We start from the raw sequence: 14,146 nt of genomic DNA on the forward strand, positions 1-14,146 counted from the left end.
ATGGCAAAGTATGAGTTCAAAATGCAACGTCTCTTTCTTCGACATATTCTGGGGCAGGGTGCCTCTATTGAAGCCGACCGGGCGCAGTCGAATTATCTGCTGAACGTTTTGCGGATGCGCGATGGTGACCCGCTTCTGGTGTTCAATGGGCGCGATGGTGAGTGGCGAGCAACGATCTCCGTCACAGGGCGCAAAGCCTGTACCCTGGAATTGCAAGAGCAAGTGCGGCCACAGTCTCCGGCTGCCGACCTTCATTACCTCTTTGCGCCGCTGAAACATGCTCGTCTTGATTACATGGTCCAGAAGGCCGTCGAAATGGGCGCGGGCGGCATTCGTCCGGTGCTGACGCAGCACACCCAATCGACACGGATCAACATGGAGCGCATGGAGGCCAACGTCATCGAGGCGGCAGAGCAGTGCGGCGTGCTGTCGATCCCCAAGGTCTTTGAGCCGATCAGCCTGAAGGATCTCGTTGGCAAGTGGATGACGTTGCAGCCCACGCGGCAATTGCTCTTTTGCGACGAGGGTGAGACCACGCAAAACCCACTGGCGCAACTCAACGCCCTGCGAGGCACAGATCCCAAGCCGCTGGCGGTTCTTGTCGGGCCGGAAGGCGGGTTTTCCGAAGATGAGCGCATGTTGCTCAAGGGGCAGTCGTTCGTCATAGCCATTCCACTTGGCCCACGTATTCTACGTGCCGATACGGCAGCTGTTGCCGCCCTGACCGTTGTGCAGGCGACATTGGGAGACTGGTGTTAAAAAATGCGCCTTTGTGTAGCTCTGAAACCGGCAGATTTCTGCTGATTTGAGCGATTTTAAACCGTCCGGTGAACATCTCGTTCATCGGTTTACGGTCTAATATTATTGAACGCATATTGCGTTTACTGAACGCCACGCCTAAATGCCACAGACGCGTCTCTACCCAAAGCATTGGGCAGGGGGTGGGTCAGGGGGCAACCTGCCAATCGTCACGTCGGGATTCGCGACCATGCGCTACCGCAACACGGTTTTAGCTCCCCCAGACATGTGTATTCTTGGAAGATTTTGAAAGGCTCCTAATGGCCCGCGATACTGTTGATGCGACCCCGATTGAGAGTCTGTCCGACCTGGTTGAGACGCTTGAGTCTGGCTGCAAGCCAGACGAGGCCTTTCGTATCGGGACCGAACATGAAAAATTCGGTTTTCGCACCGATAGCCTGAAGCCTATCCCTTATGAGGGAGAGCAGGGCGTCGAAGCCATTCTCAGAGGCATGGAGCAACTCACCGGATGGGAAGCCATTGAGGACAATGGCAAGATCATCGGGCTCGCTGACACCATCGAAGGTGGCGCGATCTCCATTGAGCCGGGTGGCCAGTTCGAACTTTCTGGCGCGCCGCTGGAAACCCTGCACCAGACCTGCCGCGAGGCTAATCAGCATCTGGCGCAGGTGCGCAAGGTTGCAGATCCGCTTGGCATCGGTTTCCTTGGCCTGGGCATGACGCCGACATGGGCCCGCTCCGATGTGCCGCGGATGCCGAAGTCCCGCTATGATATCATGACCAATTACATGCCCAAGGTTGGCTCGCTGGGCTTGGACATGATGTACCGGACCTCGACCATTCAGGTGAACCTCGATTTTTCCACCGAGGCCGATATGGTCAGGAAAATGCGCATCGGGCTTGCCTTGCAGCCGATCGCAACGGCCATTTTCGCCAACTCGCCTTTTACCGAAGGCAAGCCGAATGGCTTCAAGTCTTTCCGTGCCCAGATCTGGACAGACACCGACCTGCACCGCACCGGCGACCTGCCTTTTGTCTTCGATAAAGGGTTCGGTTTTGAACAATACGTCGAGTGGGTGATGGATGTGCCGATGTATTTCGTCAAACGCGGCACGACCTATTATGATGTAACGGACACCACGTTCCGACAATTCATGAATGGCGCGTTGAACGGGCGTATCCCGGAAGCCACGCCATCGATTGGTGATTGGAACAACCATCTGTCGACAGTTTTCCCGGACGTGCGGTTAAAGAAGTTTATCGAAATGCGTGGCGCAGATGGTGGCCCATGGCGGCGCATTTGTGCCTTGCCAGCCTTCTGGGTCGGGTTGCTTTATGACCGTGACGTGATGGATCAGGCCTGGAATCTGGTGAAGGATTGGACACAGGAAGAGCGCAGCGCCCTGCGGGCCGGAGTGCCTGTGCATGGTCTTCAAACACCGTTCCGTGATGAGCAGGTGCTGGATGTCGCGCGCAAGGCGGTGGAGCTGTCTGCAGAAGGGCTGAAGCGTCGCGCACGTCTGACGGATGACGGGTTGGATGAGCGTATTCATCTTGCCGCTCTTGAAGAAGGGCTGGCCGATGGCCTGTCGCCGGCAGACGTGATGTTGCATCGCTACAATGGAGCATGGGGCGGTGACCTGTCGCATGTCTACAAGGAATATGCCTACTAAGGCACGCGCACGCGATACCTGAGCAATGAATTGACGTTGGCGCCGAATGAGCCGATCATGCGATTTGCATGTTTTGCGAGGCGCCAACGATGGTTGAAACTCAAGACAATTTCCCCCCGTTCGATCCGATGGGGTATCTGTCTTCCCTGCAAGCGCGATTCGGCCTGAATGAGGCCGATCTAAATGCAGCGATGAAGCCGCTGATGGCTGCTGCCATGACCGGCTGGAAGGAATTTGGCACACCGGGGCCGGGAGAAACCTTTCCCTGACAGCGGGGAAGCGGTGGTCCCGCCAACCCTTCCTGACCGGGCTTCGCTTCGCCAGAGTTTGAAAAGGGGCTGTCACGATTTTATGGTGCGCCAGCCATGCGCGACAGTCTGGCACAATGGATTGCCGACGGCGCGGGACTTCAAAAGCAGGCAATTCTTGATTTGATGCCTTTGGCGGCTGCACTTGCTGCCGGTCAAATGATGCGGCCCTATCTGCATGGTGAGGCCGGTGAATTGTTCGAAGCTTTTCTGCGCGGCTTTGCCCGTGGGAGGCCCAAACCTGCCCCCATTCCGATGGACCTTCTGGAAGGGTACACCCGCGGCGTATATGATTTCTGGTCGGGGCTGATGACAGGCATGGCCGATACGTCAAAATCTGCGCCCAAACCTGAGACATCAGGCAAACGCGACCCCGCGAAGCCGCATGTCGCGCCGTCACTCAACGCAGCCCGCGAGGATCCAGCAGAGGTCAATGCCGCTGAGGCGCATTCCGAGACTGAAACAGAGGCCGACAAGAGCAGCAATGATATGTCGCGCATGTTCGACACCTGGCTTGCGGCGGGGCTGGATATGCAGGCGACGCAAAAGGATGCCTTCGAGAAATTTTTCCAGACCGGGCAGACGCCTGCAGGATCTGCCAAGGACTAAAATCGACGGCGGAGCTTTTGTCAAAAAAAGGCCCGCCGGGGGCGGCGGGCCAGTTTGCTTGTTAGCGAGGGGGCTAACAAGGCTGCAAATCAAAACTTGCAGGGGAAGCTTTTCACAAGGACCAGCGATAATCGACGGTCTGGTGAGAGCTGGGTAGACCAGCTATCAGCGGATCTGGATGACCTGGGTAATGCCGCGCGATCCAGCCGTTCCAAGACGGCGCTCGCGGGCAATTTCCTGAAGGCAGGTCGACGCATCGTCAAAGAACGGCTTGGCGAGCGCTGCAAAGATATCCGTGCGCAGAATGCCCATGTCGGTCAGTTCCATGTCACTCATCGCTTTCAGACGGGCAACTTTGCGACGGTTTGCTGCAATCGCAAATGTGTCGTGCATCAGGCCACCGAGCCGATGCCAGAGAGAATGCCGTGCTGTCAGTCTGAGGGTCGAGATTGCCATCGTTTTGAACCAATGTGCGTCAGTCAGGCAGGCCGCTTTGGGCTTGTGTGTCCGATCAGGGTTTGAAGTGATTTCTTGGCAGCGTTATCGATGGAATGCGGAAATAAGTCGAACGAATGTTTTGAATAGCTTCTATCATAATTTGTGATGGAATGAGCGTTCAATAAAACGCCTGCAAATGCCTGTTTCATGCGTTCTATGCGCGTGTTTCTCCACAAGATGATGGTCAGGCGGATATATCTCCTGTAAATGAATATGGTTACATATATTCGCATTGCTGATAGGCGGCTACATGCTGGATCCCGAACATCTGAAGACCTTCATTGCCATTGCTGAGTATGGCAGTTTCACACGCGCCGCTGAACGGGTTCACAAGACGCAGTCGGCTGTCTCGATGCAGATGCGACGGCTTGAAGACAGGATTGGCAAGACCCTGTTTGTGCGCGATGGCCGCATGTCGACTTTGTCAGAGCACGGTGAGCGCTTGCTTCCCTATGCGCGTCGTCTGGTTCAGCTGAACGACGAGGCCTTGGCGACCTTCGATGACAAGGAACTCTCAGGATTTGTAAGGCTTGGCACCCCGGATGATTATGCTGACCGGTTCCTGCCAGAAATTCTGGCAAGTTTTTCAAGGTCACATCCGATGGCGGAAGTCTCGGTGGTCTGTGCGCCGACGCCGGATCTGCATGCCTTGGTCCATGCCAACGAGGTGGATGTGGCGATCGTCACTCACGTCGAAAAAAAGGGCCGGCTTCCCTCAGAAGTGGTGCGACGCGAGCCGATTCTCTGGGTCGCGTCTTCTCGCCATGCGGTCGAGAATGAACAGCCTTTGCCGCTGGCGCTGGGCCGCCCGACCTGCGACTGGCGCAAGGCAGCGCTTGGCGCACTCGATTCTATTGGGCGCGAAAGTCGTTTGTTGTATTCGAGCTGGAATTCCACCGCTGTCGGGGCGGCTGTTCTGGCGGGGCTTGCGGTCTCGGTTCTGCCAGAATCCGCCGTTCGCTCTGGAATGCGCATTCTGGGCGAGGCAGAAGGGTTTCCCAAACTCCCAGATTGTAAGATTGGAATCTTGCGGCCATGGAGACAAAGCAACAGGGTTTGTGATGCTCTTGTTGAGCATATTGTGTCGTCACTCGACAATTTATCGATTCCGGCGATTAGTAAGTAGAAATAATTATTGAGCAAGAAGCTCCAGAATCCGTAGTGTATGATAAAGGGCAGGAGGGATGGCGAGCTGCCTGCGTCGCATTCGGAGCGGTCAGATTTCATGAACAAGGTGCTGGATATCGATCACCTTCGCACCTTTCTCGCGATTGCCGAGATCGGGAGTTTCACGAAGGCTGCCAATATTGTTCACAAAACGCAGTCGACGGTGTCGATGCAGATGAGGCGTTTGGAAGAGCGCCTCGACAAGGTCATCTTTGTTCGGGATGGGCGACAGTCCCGGCTGACCGAAGACGGCGAGCGCCTCGTCGAATACGCAAGGCGTATAATCCTTCTGAATGATGAGACCTTGTGTGCCTTCGCCGATAAAAAGCCCGGTGGGCGGATCAAGTTGGCTATTCCGGTCGCTTATGGCGAGCATCTTTTGCCACAAATCGTTGCGGCCTTCATTCGCATGAATTCCAGTGTCGACGTTGAGATGGTGGCGCTGGAAAAACCGGAAGTTGATGTGCAAATCGCCGAGGGTGCGCTCGATATGGCGCTGACTGCTGCGGTGAAGGGCAAGAGCCGTGATGGCTATCTGGTGCGTGAAGAACCACTTTACTGGGTCAGTGCAACACAGACCTTCTCGCATACCAAGGAAGTCGTGCGGTTGGCTTATACCTCACCGCAATGTTGTCTTGCCGAGGCCAGCGAGCAGGCGCTGAAAAATGCAGGACGGCCCTATATCGTCAATTACGTCCATCCCTGCATGGGCGCGGTTGCCAATGCAGTGTCGGCTGGTCTGTCGGTGTTCGTCCTGCCGGAGAGTTCACTGCACTCGGAAATGCGTATTCTGGATCAGAAAGACGGTTTTCCACCCTTGCCTGCATTGGATATTCGTCTCGTTCGATCTGCCAACGCGCATCAGAAAATGCATGATGCATTGGAAAAGCACCTGCTCGCCGCGATCGGCAAGCTCAATCTTCTGGACGTGGCATCAACTGCGGCAGAATAGGCTATTCATGCCACGCTATGGTGCGGTGATTTTGGTTCGTTGCACCAGATTGTGCCGCCCCGCATGGGCAATGTCGCGCTCACCGCAAAGCGCCATGGTGACATCCAGTTCCTTATGGATGATCTGAAGCGCCTTGGTGACACCGGGCTTGCCCATGGCCCCCAGACCATAGATGTAGGAGCGGCCGATATAGGTGCCGCGCGCACCCATCGCCACGGCCTTGAACACGTCCTGACCTGATCGGATGCCGCCGTCGATGTGCACTTCGACCTGATCCCCTACGGCGTCGACGATCTCCTGCAACACATCGAAGGTTGCCGGGGTTCCATCGAGCTGACGACCGCCATGGTTGGAGACAATGATTGCGTCTGCACCCAGACTTGCTGCAATGCGCGCATCTTCCACGTCATTGATGCCCTTGAGGATCAGTTTCCGGCTCCAGTGTTGCCGGACCCATGCGATGGATGTCCAATCCAGCGTCGGATCAAACTGCTTCGCCGTCCACTCGCTGAGCGACCCCATGTTGTCCACGTCCGCAACATGACCCATGATATTGCCGAAGTGGCGCCTTTTCGTCTGCGACATCCCCCAGCACCAGCGCGGCTTGAACAACAGGTCCATCAGCACGCGCGGGGTCGGCTTGGGGGTGCTGAGGCCATTTTTGATGTCCTTATGACGCTGCCCGAGAATTTGCAGATCCAGCGTCAGCACCAGCGCTTCGCAACCTGCATCATGAGCGCGCTGCATCAACGACTGGGAAAACCCGCGGTCGCGCATGACATAAAGCTGGAACCAGAATGGTGTGGTCGTATGGGCGGCCACGTCTTCAATGGAACAGATGCTCATTGTGCTCAACGTATAGGGCACTCCGAACTCTTCAGCGGCCTGTGCGGCCAGGATCTCGCCATCCGCATGTTGCATGCCGGTCATTCCCACAGGCGCGAGCGCTACGGGCATGGATATCTCTCGCCCGATCATGGTGCTGCGGGTACTTCGGGCATCAATGTTGACAGCAACGCGCTGGCGTAATTTCTGGCGTTGAAAGGCAGCCTCATTGTCGTCGTAGGTGCTTTGTGTCCAGGCTCCACTGTCCGCATAGTCGTAGAACATCTTGGGCACTCTGCGCTTTGCAAGTTGCTGAAGGTCGTGAATGCTGGTGATGGCGGACATGGAAAAGGTCTCTGAAAAAGTGGGGAGCTGTCAGACAGTTAGCCGTCGGTAAGGGATACGCCTCAAGACGTGCTCAGGTCAATCTTGGTCGAGCGGAGCGGAACGAAGTGCGTCATTTGGGCAGAGGGTCAGTTTGAAAGGTTTTCAGATAGGCGAGAACGTCTTGAATGTCCTGGCTATTACTCAATGAGAAATACATTCGGGTTCCAGGCACATAGGTATGAGGACTTTTCAGAAAATCGGTCAGTGTCTGTTCGTTCCAGACAAGGCCATCCTTGCCGTGCTGCTTCATGGCGCGTGAATAGCGAAATCCCGGCACGGTGCCAGCTTGACGGCCAAACAGTCTATTCAGCACCGGCCCAACCCTATTATACGCTTGCGGCCCGACAACATGGCAGGTCTGGCAGCGCTGGAAGATTTTCTTGCCCTGTGTAATCGCGCCGTCGTCCGCAGCCCAGACTGGACTTGCAGCCAGCCCGTAGGCAAGAAGAAAACAGCAGGCGGTAAGGGAGGCTGCGCGCATCACTTGAAAATTCCGTTTCGTTGGCTGTTCTAGGCCCTTGGCAGATGATCTTGATCGCGCAAAACGCACGGCGAGGCAACTTGCCTGACTGAGACAAACTGTCCGACCTGCCGATTGCACAGACAGCCTGTTTGCGAAATCATCTCAAAAAAGGCTATGTGGGTGCTGGGTCAAGGATGCAGGGTTTCATGTCAGCTGGAAATCAGGATAGTGCAATTGTCAGTCTCGGCATGTCGTGCCAGAGCTCGCGCCAACTGCGCAAAAACACCGCGCTGTTGAGTGAGTTGCTCGGCGCGGACATTGTACGGGAAAACCATTTTTTTGATGGTCTGATTGCCCCGCTGGCAGGCATCGCGCATCTTTTCGAAGACGGGTTTCCGATGTTTGACCGCGACAGTCTGCGCAACGGTCCGGGATTTCCCACTTGGCTGCCCTATGGCATCCGCTTTCTGCATCATTTCAAGAATGCTGAAGAACAGGCCGATATTGATGCCGAGCTTGCCACGGAAATCTCGCGGTTCACGCATTTACGCGGCAAGTTTCTGGCATTGGCCGACCGTCCAAGAGTTGTCTTTGTTGTGTCCAACTCGCAAAACAATCTGAGCGATGTCGCGCGTCAGGTGGGCCTCTCCGACATCAATTTATGGCACGCAGATCTTCAGAGGCTCAAGACGGCGACACAGGGCCTTTTGGGCCGAACTTGCGAATTTGTTGTTGTGAGCTATCCGGAGCGTAAAGGCGATCTGGTCGAGGGGGAAGTGACGCTTGTTCAGCCGGATCAAACCGAGTGGACCGGTGACAAAGAGCAATGGCGCGCCCTGTTGTCGCGCTATTTTGCGACCCATCCGTGAGATCTATGGGCCAGACTGACCGCTACTGCGATCAACTCACCACCACCCGCGCACCCAACGGGACACGGCGATACAGGTCGATCACGTCCTCATTGCGCATACGGATGCAGCCGGACGAGACGGCGTGACCAATTGTCCAGGGCTGATTGGTGCCGTGGATGCGATAGAGCGTCGACCCCAGATAAAGCGCCCGCGCGCCGAGTGGGTTCTGAATGCCGCCCGCAACATAATGCGGCAGATCCGGTCGGCGCTTCAGCATGTCTGCCGGAGGACGCCATGAGGGCCATTGCGCCTTGCGGGTCACACGGTGAACGCCTGCCCACTCGAAGCCTGGCTTGCCGACGCCAACGCCGTAACGGCGCGCACGGCCCCCTCGCAGGATCAGGAAAAGATATTTGTCTTCCGTGTCGATGTAGATCGTGCCGGGCTTGTATTTCCCGTGATAGGCAATCATGCGTGGTAGAAAGCGCGGATCAATCTGATGTGACTTAACCTGCACAGGCCCGCTTTCGCGGCGTGTCCGCACATCATGGGGCGCCGGCCGCAAAGCGGCCGTGTGTGCAGGGTGGCCTCGGTCTTTTCGGCCAAACAGCCAGGTGCTCATGCGGTCAGCCAAGGGGCTACCCTGCGCCTGAACCGGCGGCGGCACCCGCTGCAAGCGTTCTGTCTGTTCCGGGTTTTGTTCTTGTCTCAGGTGCGCAAGCCGAGGATCGGTCAGATCGGGACTGAGCACCATCGGCGGCGGTGCGATGCGGTCAAGGGCATCTGCCTGACTGATGCCAAGGGCAACAAGGCAAAGGCCTAGTGCGGCTGCGCCAAGACGTATCTTGCTTGCAAAAGAGATCATGACAGTCAACTCGCGTGTCGCTTGATCGGGGAGGCGGGGATGGCCTTTGACCCCCTCATGATGACGGGCAAACGCGGGCAGACGGTTAATCTGGTCGTAACCATAGTCTCGAACTGCAATTATGGTTAGCAAACCGTTAAAGCGTCATGTCACTTGCGGCTTGTGATGGTGCGGACCCAGAGCTTTGCGTGCGGCAGAATGGCGGGCAGAAGCTTCTTGACATCGCTGCGCTTCATGCCCGGCCTGATATGCGGGTCGTACAGCATTTGCAGCAATATGTTGTCGAACCGGGTGAATGTGTCCTGCGTTGAGGTGTCGTTGAAAACCGAATAAGGGAGGCTGTCATTGTCGTTGAGTGGTCCCAGGCCTTGCAACAGCTCTTCGATCATGCAGCGCTTGAAAAGCGCTTCACCCTGATCCGATACGATGACGGCAACCGAGCGCTTGATGCCGTGCGAGCCATCAAAGATGCGAACGATGCACCGGCCCGAAACATTCGCGTCATTGCGGCCATAGATCTTGCTGCGGACGGTGTGGTTGTAGTCTTTCTCGTCGACCACATAGACCTGAAAGTTCGCTTGGGCCACTGACGCGGCAATCCCGATGTCAAGAGCGGATATGCGTTGGTTCATCTCTTGCACAAACTGATTGATCTGCGCGCGTCGATCAGTCTGGGACAGGTTGATGATGCCATAGCGCACAGGCATGGCAAATTTCTTTACCCGGTCAGATGACCACGACCATGACCGGTACTCCAGCCCGAACACCGTCTTGTCGAAGCCTGACAGGATTGCCTGATCGCTGAACGGCAGGTCTGCATCTTGTGCCCAAGCGCTGTGACCTGCAAAACCTGCGAGCAGGGCAAACGTCAAAAGAAAAAGTCTCATTGTATTGGCCTGCAATTTTTACCAAGTCTGAGCAGGAGTTTTCGTACTTGCTTTTTACAGGGCATTTTTCGCTAGTCTTTCTTTTCTATGGGAAAAAGTCTCTCACTATCAGGTTTTAAGACGAGCTTTTACCACAAGAGAAAAGCATTTCTTAATGAAGGCCGGAGATAGTCAGCTTCGGTAGCAAGCAGAAGATCGCTCAATATTTCTTTTGGGTATCAGTGTGGCAGGGACACGAATGGCGGCTGTGAAAAGATCGTTTCGGGCAGAAACAATGGTGAGAACTATCGCCGAGCGAGATCCGGGTGCAGCCGATGAACGCCGTCACGATGAACTCATGCATGAAATCTCGGCTCTGAAGAGGATGGTCAGCCGGCAGGGTTCGGGCGATGCCCAGCCGCTCGATCCGCGCGAGATGAGCAAGAAGGTGATGGAAGAGTTCCGCAAGGAATTGTCCGAAGCCGCCAAACTCAAGACTGAGCTGGATTCGATCTACGAGAGTATCAAGCGCACCAAGCATGAGATTGCCACGCTGCATCACACCACCGGCGCTGATGGTGACGACATGATGCGGGTGACGAACGAGCTGGATGCCGTTGTCTCCGGCACGGAAGGCGCTACGGACCGCATTCTGTCGGCAGCAGAATTTATCGACGAGACGGCCAACACCTTGAACGCGCGTCTGTCGGGTCAGGATGCAGATCTGGCCAACGATATACAAGAACACGTGATACACATCTTCGAGGCCTGTAACTTCCAGGATCTTACCGGACAACGCATCACCAAGGTGGTGAACACCCTGCGCTTCATCGAAGACCGGATTATCGAGATGATGGACATCTGGGGCGGTATCGAGACCTTCAAGGACTTTGAAGTGCAGCAGCGTGAGTTGAAGGAAGGCGACGCAGCCCTTCTCAATGGTCCATCGCTTGAAACAGATGAAGACCTTGCCAGTCAGGATGATATCGACGCGCTGTTTGCCTGACGTCAAACACCACCTGATACCTGCTCGTGTGAAACCAGACCTGTCGATCCGTCTTGCGGCTTGACAGGCTCGTACGTCTGCGCTCTTGTCTTTTTTGGAACAAAATAAGAACGGTTGCGTAGGAGATGGCATGTCTGAGAGTGAAGAAACAGGTCTTTTGGAAGGACCGGACGGTCAGATGCGCTGCTGGTGGCATGGCGGGCTGGAGGATTACCAGCGTTATCACGACGAGGAATGGGGCTGGCCGGTTGATGATGATCGCCGCCTGTTCGAAAAGCTCTGTCTGGAAGGCTTTCAGGCGGGCCTGTCGTGGCTGACGATCCTGCGCAAACGGGATGCCTTTCGGGGTGCCTTTGCCAATTTCGAAATTGACAGACTGGCGCTTTTCGAAGACGCGGATATTGAACGATGTGTCGGGGATGCCGGGATTGTGCGACACCGCGGCAAGATTGTCTCGGCCATCAACAATGCCCGCCGCGCACGTGAGCTTCGAGACGAGTTCGGTTCACTGGCGGCCTACGTCTGGCGTTACGAGGCGCGGCCTGAAAGCCGGCCCGACGTGATGGACCTGGAGGCCGCCCGGCGATTGACCTTTTCGCCCGAAAGCAAGGCCATGTCGAAGGATCTGAAAAAGCGGGGCTGGAGCTTTGTGGGTCCGACCACAGTTTACGCCTTCATGCAGTCCATGGGCATGGTCAATGACCATCTGGAGGGGTGTTGCTGTCGCCCGTTGACCGAAGCCGCCAGAACCACCTTCAAACGCCCGACATAAGGCGGAGCCGTCTGTCTAGAAACGCTGGCCTTAACGCACTTTGTCTTGCAGCGGTTCGAACAGGGCGTTCTCGCGGGTAAAGACGTAGTCGAGCTGTTGCACGGTGACGGTTTCGCTGCCCATGTCGACCAGAGTGCGGGCGCAATCGGTGACCGTGTCTTTGGGGCAGAGAAGTTCGAGCAACGCGTCGTCACGGTTGTCAGCTCCGAAAGGGGTCTTGGCGCCAAAGCCGGAGACGGCAGACAAGGCACGGCGACGGTCGGCCACACGGGCAACGACCAGCCGGGATCCACCGGCTTTTTCTTCTGCCGAAATGCGGTCGAGAATATCGCGGGCTGCATCCAGCGCTGTTGGGGACCAGTCGGCTTTGAGCGAGGCAACCAGATGTGCCTGGCTCTGCAAGATGATCCCGTCGCGCAAGATCTTCAGGTTGTTGGCTTCCAGCGTTGACCCGGTCGAGGTGATGTCGACGATCAGTTCGGCCGATTCCGCAGCCGGTGCGCCCTCGGTTGCGCCCGCACTCTCGACAATGCGGTAATCGGCAATTCCCCGGGCTGAAAAGAAGTTGCGTGTCGAGTTGACGTATTTTGTTGCCACCCGCAGGCGGCTGCCATGACGGTTGCGAAAATCAGAGGCGACGTCCGACAGATCGGCCATGGTTTCCACATCGATCCAGGCTTTGGGCACAGCGACGATGACATCTGCGTGGCCGAAACCGAGCGGGGTCACGATGTGGACACTCTCGTCGGGCTGGGCAATGCTTTCGTCGATCAGATCAAGGCCGGTGATGCCGAAATGTACGGTGCCTTCTGCCAGTTCGCGGGCGATTTCAGAGGCCGACAGAAAGGCGATCTCGACATCGTCCATACGGGCGATGCCACCGCGATAATTGCGTGCACCACCGGGCCGCACCACCTTCAAGCCGGAGCGGGCAAAGAAGTCATGCGTGTTTTCTTGCAGGCGGCCCTTGGAGGGAATGGCAATCGTCAGTTTGCTCATGTCTTAGTCTCCCGTAAGCTGGAACACGCGATCAAGCCAGATCGAGAAGCCCGTGGCCGGAACATCCGCCTTGGCTCCCAGCAGGTTCAGCAGGCGGTCATAACGCCCGCCGCCCACCAGCGGCCCCCGAACGCGTGCGTCTGCGGCATGGATTTCGAAGATGAAGCCAGAATAGTAATCCAGACGCCGCCCAAAATCAGCGGCAAAACGGATTTTGTCGGTGTCAAGGCCTTTCGCGGCAATAGCCTTGAGGCGTTTCTCATAGGTTGCTATGGGAGCCGCAAGATCAAGACCGGAATGCTGGGCGAAGGCGTGCAACCGGGTCACACTGTCCGAGGCATTGCCCCGGATGGCGAGGAAGGCACGCAGCAGCGCCACAGCTTCCGGCGTAACGCCAGTGCCTGCTGCGAGCGTTGCCTGTTCCAGAAAGCGATTGGCTATTTCGGAGGGCGTACGTCCGCCAACGGCAGAAATTCCGGCAATGGACAAAAGGTCTTCGACAATGGCATGAGCTGCTTTTGGATCGGCGCCTTCAAGCGCCGAGAGGAAGCCCATGCCGAGGCCGCTTTCACTTGTGCTGTCGCTGCCTTTGCCGATCATCCGGTCGATGGCGGCAGACAGCTTGTCGGTTTCGCCGAACTGATCGCGCAGGCGTCTCTGCCACACCTGTGGCAGATCGAGCCGCGACAGAACCGCAACGAACAGGGTCTCGTCACCAATGCGGATGTCTGGCTCGCGGACGCCAAGCGCGTCCAGCGCCTTGACCGAAAGGTCCAGCATCTCGGCGTCCTTGTCTTCCGGGTCGCCGCCGCCAAGACTTTCTGCGCCAAGCTGGCTGATTTCGCCTAGCTCGCTCTCACGCTGACGGAAGACAGGGCCATGGTAGCAATAGCCGGTTGGCTCGCCCGCGCCGTTTTCCAGGTGCACACGCGCCACCGGAATGGTGAAGTCCGGGCGCAGACACAAGTCTTCGCTGTCCTTGCCGGAGGTCAGAAAAAGCCGCCGCCGAATATCTTCGCCGATCAGGTCGAGAAAGATATTGGCCGGTTGCAGAATGGGCGGATTAATCTTCGCATGGCCAGCATCACGGAAAATCTTCAGGGCCGCGTCAATGCGCTGTGCAACGGATCGGCTTTCGTCTGACAT

Annotated in this window: 16 protein-coding genes; 9 read left to right on the top strand and 7 right to left on the bottom strand. The window is 56.6% G+C overall.

The window, feature by feature from the left end:
- The 4 genes from AC0L7U_RS14855 (at window position 1) to AC0L7U_RS14870 (ending at window position 3,349) form a co-directional block, all read left to right on the top strand.
- Window positions 1–759 (top strand): 16S rRNA (uracil(1498)-N(3))-methyltransferase, encoded by a 759-nt coding sequence (locus tag AC0L7U_RS14855; protein ID WP_473691737.1) that lies wholly within the window; start codon window positions 1–3, stop codon window positions 757–759.
- Between the two features lie 299 nt (window positions 760–1,058).
- On the top strand, window positions 1,059–2,432 hold the full coding sequence (locus tag AC0L7U_RS14860; protein ID WP_473691739.1) for a glutamate--cysteine ligase: 1,374 nt from the start codon (window positions 1,059–1,061) through the stop codon (window positions 2,430–2,432).
- An 89-nt stretch (window positions 2,433–2,521) separates the two neighbouring features.
- A complete protein-coding gene (locus AC0L7U_RS14865; RefSeq protein WP_473691741.1) occupies window positions 2,522–2,701 on the top strand; it encodes a hypothetical protein in 180 nt (59 codons plus the stop codon).
- 96 nt (window positions 2,702–2,797) lie between these two features.
- A complete protein-coding gene (locus AC0L7U_RS14870; RefSeq protein WP_473691743.1) occupies window positions 2,798–3,349 on the top strand; it encodes a hypothetical protein in 552 nt (183 codons plus the stop codon).
- A gap of 165 nt (window positions 3,350–3,514) precedes the next feature.
- Here AC0L7U_RS14870 and AC0L7U_RS14875 read toward each other — a convergent pair whose 3' ends face one another.
- Window positions 3,515–3,742 carry a DUF1127 domain-containing protein gene (locus tag AC0L7U_RS14875; RefSeq protein ID WP_473691745.1) on the bottom strand — a complete coding sequence of 76 codons (228 nt, stop codon included), beginning with the start codon at window positions 3,740–3,742 and terminating at the stop codon, window positions 3,515–3,517.
- A 355-nt stretch (window positions 3,743–4,097) separates the two neighbouring features.
- Between AC0L7U_RS14875 and AC0L7U_RS14880 the strand changes: the two genes are divergently transcribed.
- Both AC0L7U_RS14880 and AC0L7U_RS14885 read left to right on the top strand, forming a co-directional pair.
- Entirely contained in the window at window positions 4,098–4,973 is an 876-nt protein-coding gene (locus tag AC0L7U_RS14880; protein WP_473691746.1) for a LysR substrate-binding domain-containing protein, read from the top strand.
- A 99-nt stretch (window positions 4,974–5,072) separates the two neighbouring features.
- Window positions 5,073–5,966 (top strand): LysR family transcriptional regulator, encoded by an 894-nt coding sequence (locus tag AC0L7U_RS14885; protein WP_473691748.1) that lies wholly within the window; start codon window positions 5,073–5,075, stop codon window positions 5,964–5,966.
- A 15-nt stretch (window positions 5,967–5,981) separates the two neighbouring features.
- Here AC0L7U_RS14885 and AC0L7U_RS14890 read toward each other — a convergent pair whose 3' ends face one another.
- Complete coding sequence (locus AC0L7U_RS14890; RefSeq protein WP_473691750.1) at window positions 5,982–7,136, bottom strand: alpha-hydroxy acid oxidase; 1,155 nt, start codon at window positions 7,134–7,136, stop codon at window positions 5,982–5,984.
- A 112-nt stretch (window positions 7,137–7,248) separates the two neighbouring features.
- A complete protein-coding gene (locus tag AC0L7U_RS14895; protein ID WP_473691752.1) occupies window positions 7,249–7,659 on the bottom strand; it encodes a c-type cytochrome in 411 nt (136 codons plus the stop codon).
- A 188-nt stretch (window positions 7,660–7,847) separates the two neighbouring features.
- Here AC0L7U_RS14895 and AC0L7U_RS14900 point away from each other — a divergent pair, with 188 nt between their 5' ends.
- Window positions 7,848–8,510, top strand: a complete 663-nt coding sequence (locus tag AC0L7U_RS14900; protein ID WP_473691754.1) for a hypothetical protein — start codon at window positions 7,848–7,850, stop codon at window positions 8,508–8,510.
- 31 nt (window positions 8,511–8,541) lie between these two features.
- Here AC0L7U_RS14900 and AC0L7U_RS14905 read toward each other — a convergent pair whose 3' ends face one another.
- The gene (locus tag AC0L7U_RS14905; protein WP_473691756.1) at window positions 8,542–9,357 is read right to left on the bottom strand and encodes a L,D-transpeptidase; all 816 of its coding nucleotides are present in this window, start codon (window positions 9,355–9,357) and stop codon (window positions 8,542–8,544) included.
- Window positions 9,358–9,506: 149 nt separating this feature from the next.
- On the bottom strand, window positions 9,507–10,244 hold the full coding sequence (locus AC0L7U_RS14910) for a DUF2927 domain-containing protein (RefSeq protein ID WP_473691757.1): 738 nt from the start codon (window positions 10,242–10,244) through the stop codon (window positions 9,507–9,509).
- A 274-nt stretch (window positions 10,245–10,518) separates the two neighbouring features.
- Here AC0L7U_RS14910 and AC0L7U_RS14915 point away from each other — a divergent pair, with 274 nt between their 5' ends.
- Window positions 10,519–11,229 (top strand): protein phosphatase CheZ, encoded by a 711-nt coding sequence (locus AC0L7U_RS14915; protein WP_473691759.1) that lies wholly within the window; start codon window positions 10,519–10,521, stop codon window positions 11,227–11,229.
- 130 nt (window positions 11,230–11,359) lie between these two features.
- Window positions 11,360–12,001, top strand: a complete 642-nt coding sequence (locus tag AC0L7U_RS14920) for a DNA-3-methyladenine glycosylase I (protein WP_473691761.1) — start codon at window positions 11,360–11,362, stop codon at window positions 11,999–12,001.
- A 30-nt stretch (window positions 12,002–12,031) separates the two neighbouring features.
- Here AC0L7U_RS14920 and hisG read toward each other — a convergent pair whose 3' ends face one another.
- Window positions 12,032–13,000 carry an ATP phosphoribosyltransferase gene (gene hisG / locus AC0L7U_RS14925; protein ID WP_473691763.1) on the bottom strand — a complete coding sequence of 323 codons (969 nt, stop codon included), beginning with the start codon at window positions 12,998–13,000 and terminating at the stop codon, window positions 12,032–12,034.
- 3 nt (window positions 13,001–13,003) lie between these two features.
- The gene (locus AC0L7U_RS14930) at window positions 13,004–14,146 is read right to left on the bottom strand and encodes an ATP phosphoribosyltransferase regulatory subunit (protein WP_473691765.1); all 1,143 of its coding nucleotides are present in this window, start codon (window positions 14,144–14,146) and stop codon (window positions 13,004–13,006) included.

The organism is Roseibium sp. 10G30-5 (assembly GCF_055809635.1).

Bases quoted from the DNA above. Each gene is read 5' to 3' on its own strand.
- AC0L7U_RS14855 (WP_473691737.1), top strand. From the start codon at position 1: ATGGCAAAGTATGAGTTCAAAATGCAACGTCTCTTTCTTCGACATATT.
- AC0L7U_RS14860 (WP_473691739.1), top strand. From the start codon at position 1,059: ATGGCCCGCGATACTGTTGATGCGACCCCGATTGAGAGTCTGTCCGAC.
- AC0L7U_RS14865 (WP_473691741.1), top strand. From the start codon at position 2,522: ATGGTTGAAACTCAAGACAATTTCCCCCCGTTCGATCCGATGGGGTAT.
- AC0L7U_RS14870 (WP_473691743.1), top strand. From the start codon at position 2,798: ATGCGCGACAGTCTGGCACAATGGATTGCCGACGGCGCGGGACTTCAA.
- AC0L7U_RS14875 (WP_473691745.1), bottom strand. From the start codon at position 3,742: ATGCACGACACATTTGCGATTGCAGCAAACCGTCGCAAAGTTGCCCGT.
- AC0L7U_RS14880 (WP_473691746.1), top strand. From the start codon at position 4,098: ATGCTGGATCCCGAACATCTGAAGACCTTCATTGCCATTGCTGAGTAT.
- AC0L7U_RS14885 (WP_473691748.1), top strand. From the start codon at position 5,073: ATGAACAAGGTGCTGGATATCGATCACCTTCGCACCTTTCTCGCGATT.
- AC0L7U_RS14890 (WP_473691750.1), bottom strand. From the start codon at position 7,136: ATGTCCGCCATCACCAGCATTCACGACCTTCAGCAACTTGCAAAGCGC.
- AC0L7U_RS14895 (WP_473691752.1), bottom strand. From the start codon at position 7,659: ATGCGCGCAGCCTCCCTTACCGCCTGCTGTTTTCTTCTTGCCTACGGG.
- AC0L7U_RS14900 (WP_473691754.1), top strand. From the start codon at position 7,848: ATGTCAGCTGGAAATCAGGATAGTGCAATTGTCAGTCTCGGCATGTCG.
- AC0L7U_RS14905 (WP_473691756.1), bottom strand. From the start codon at position 9,357: ATGATCTCTTTTGCAAGCAAGATACGTCTTGGCGCAGCCGCACTAGGC.
- AC0L7U_RS14910 (WP_473691757.1), bottom strand. From the start codon at position 10,244: ATGAGACTTTTTCTTTTGACGTTTGCCCTGCTCGCAGGTTTTGCAGGT.
- AC0L7U_RS14915 (WP_473691759.1), top strand. From the start codon at position 10,519: ATGGTGAGAACTATCGCCGAGCGAGATCCGGGTGCAGCCGATGAACGC.
- AC0L7U_RS14920 (WP_473691761.1), top strand. From the start codon at position 11,360: ATGTCTGAGAGTGAAGAAACAGGTCTTTTGGAAGGACCGGACGGTCAG.
- hisG (WP_473691763.1), bottom strand. From the start codon at position 13,000: ATGAGCAAACTGACGATTGCCATTCCCTCCAAGGGCCGCCTGCAAGAA.
- AC0L7U_RS14930 (WP_473691765.1), bottom strand. From the start codon at position 14,146: ATGTCAGACGAAAGCCGATCCGTTGCACAGCGCATTGACGCGGCCCTG.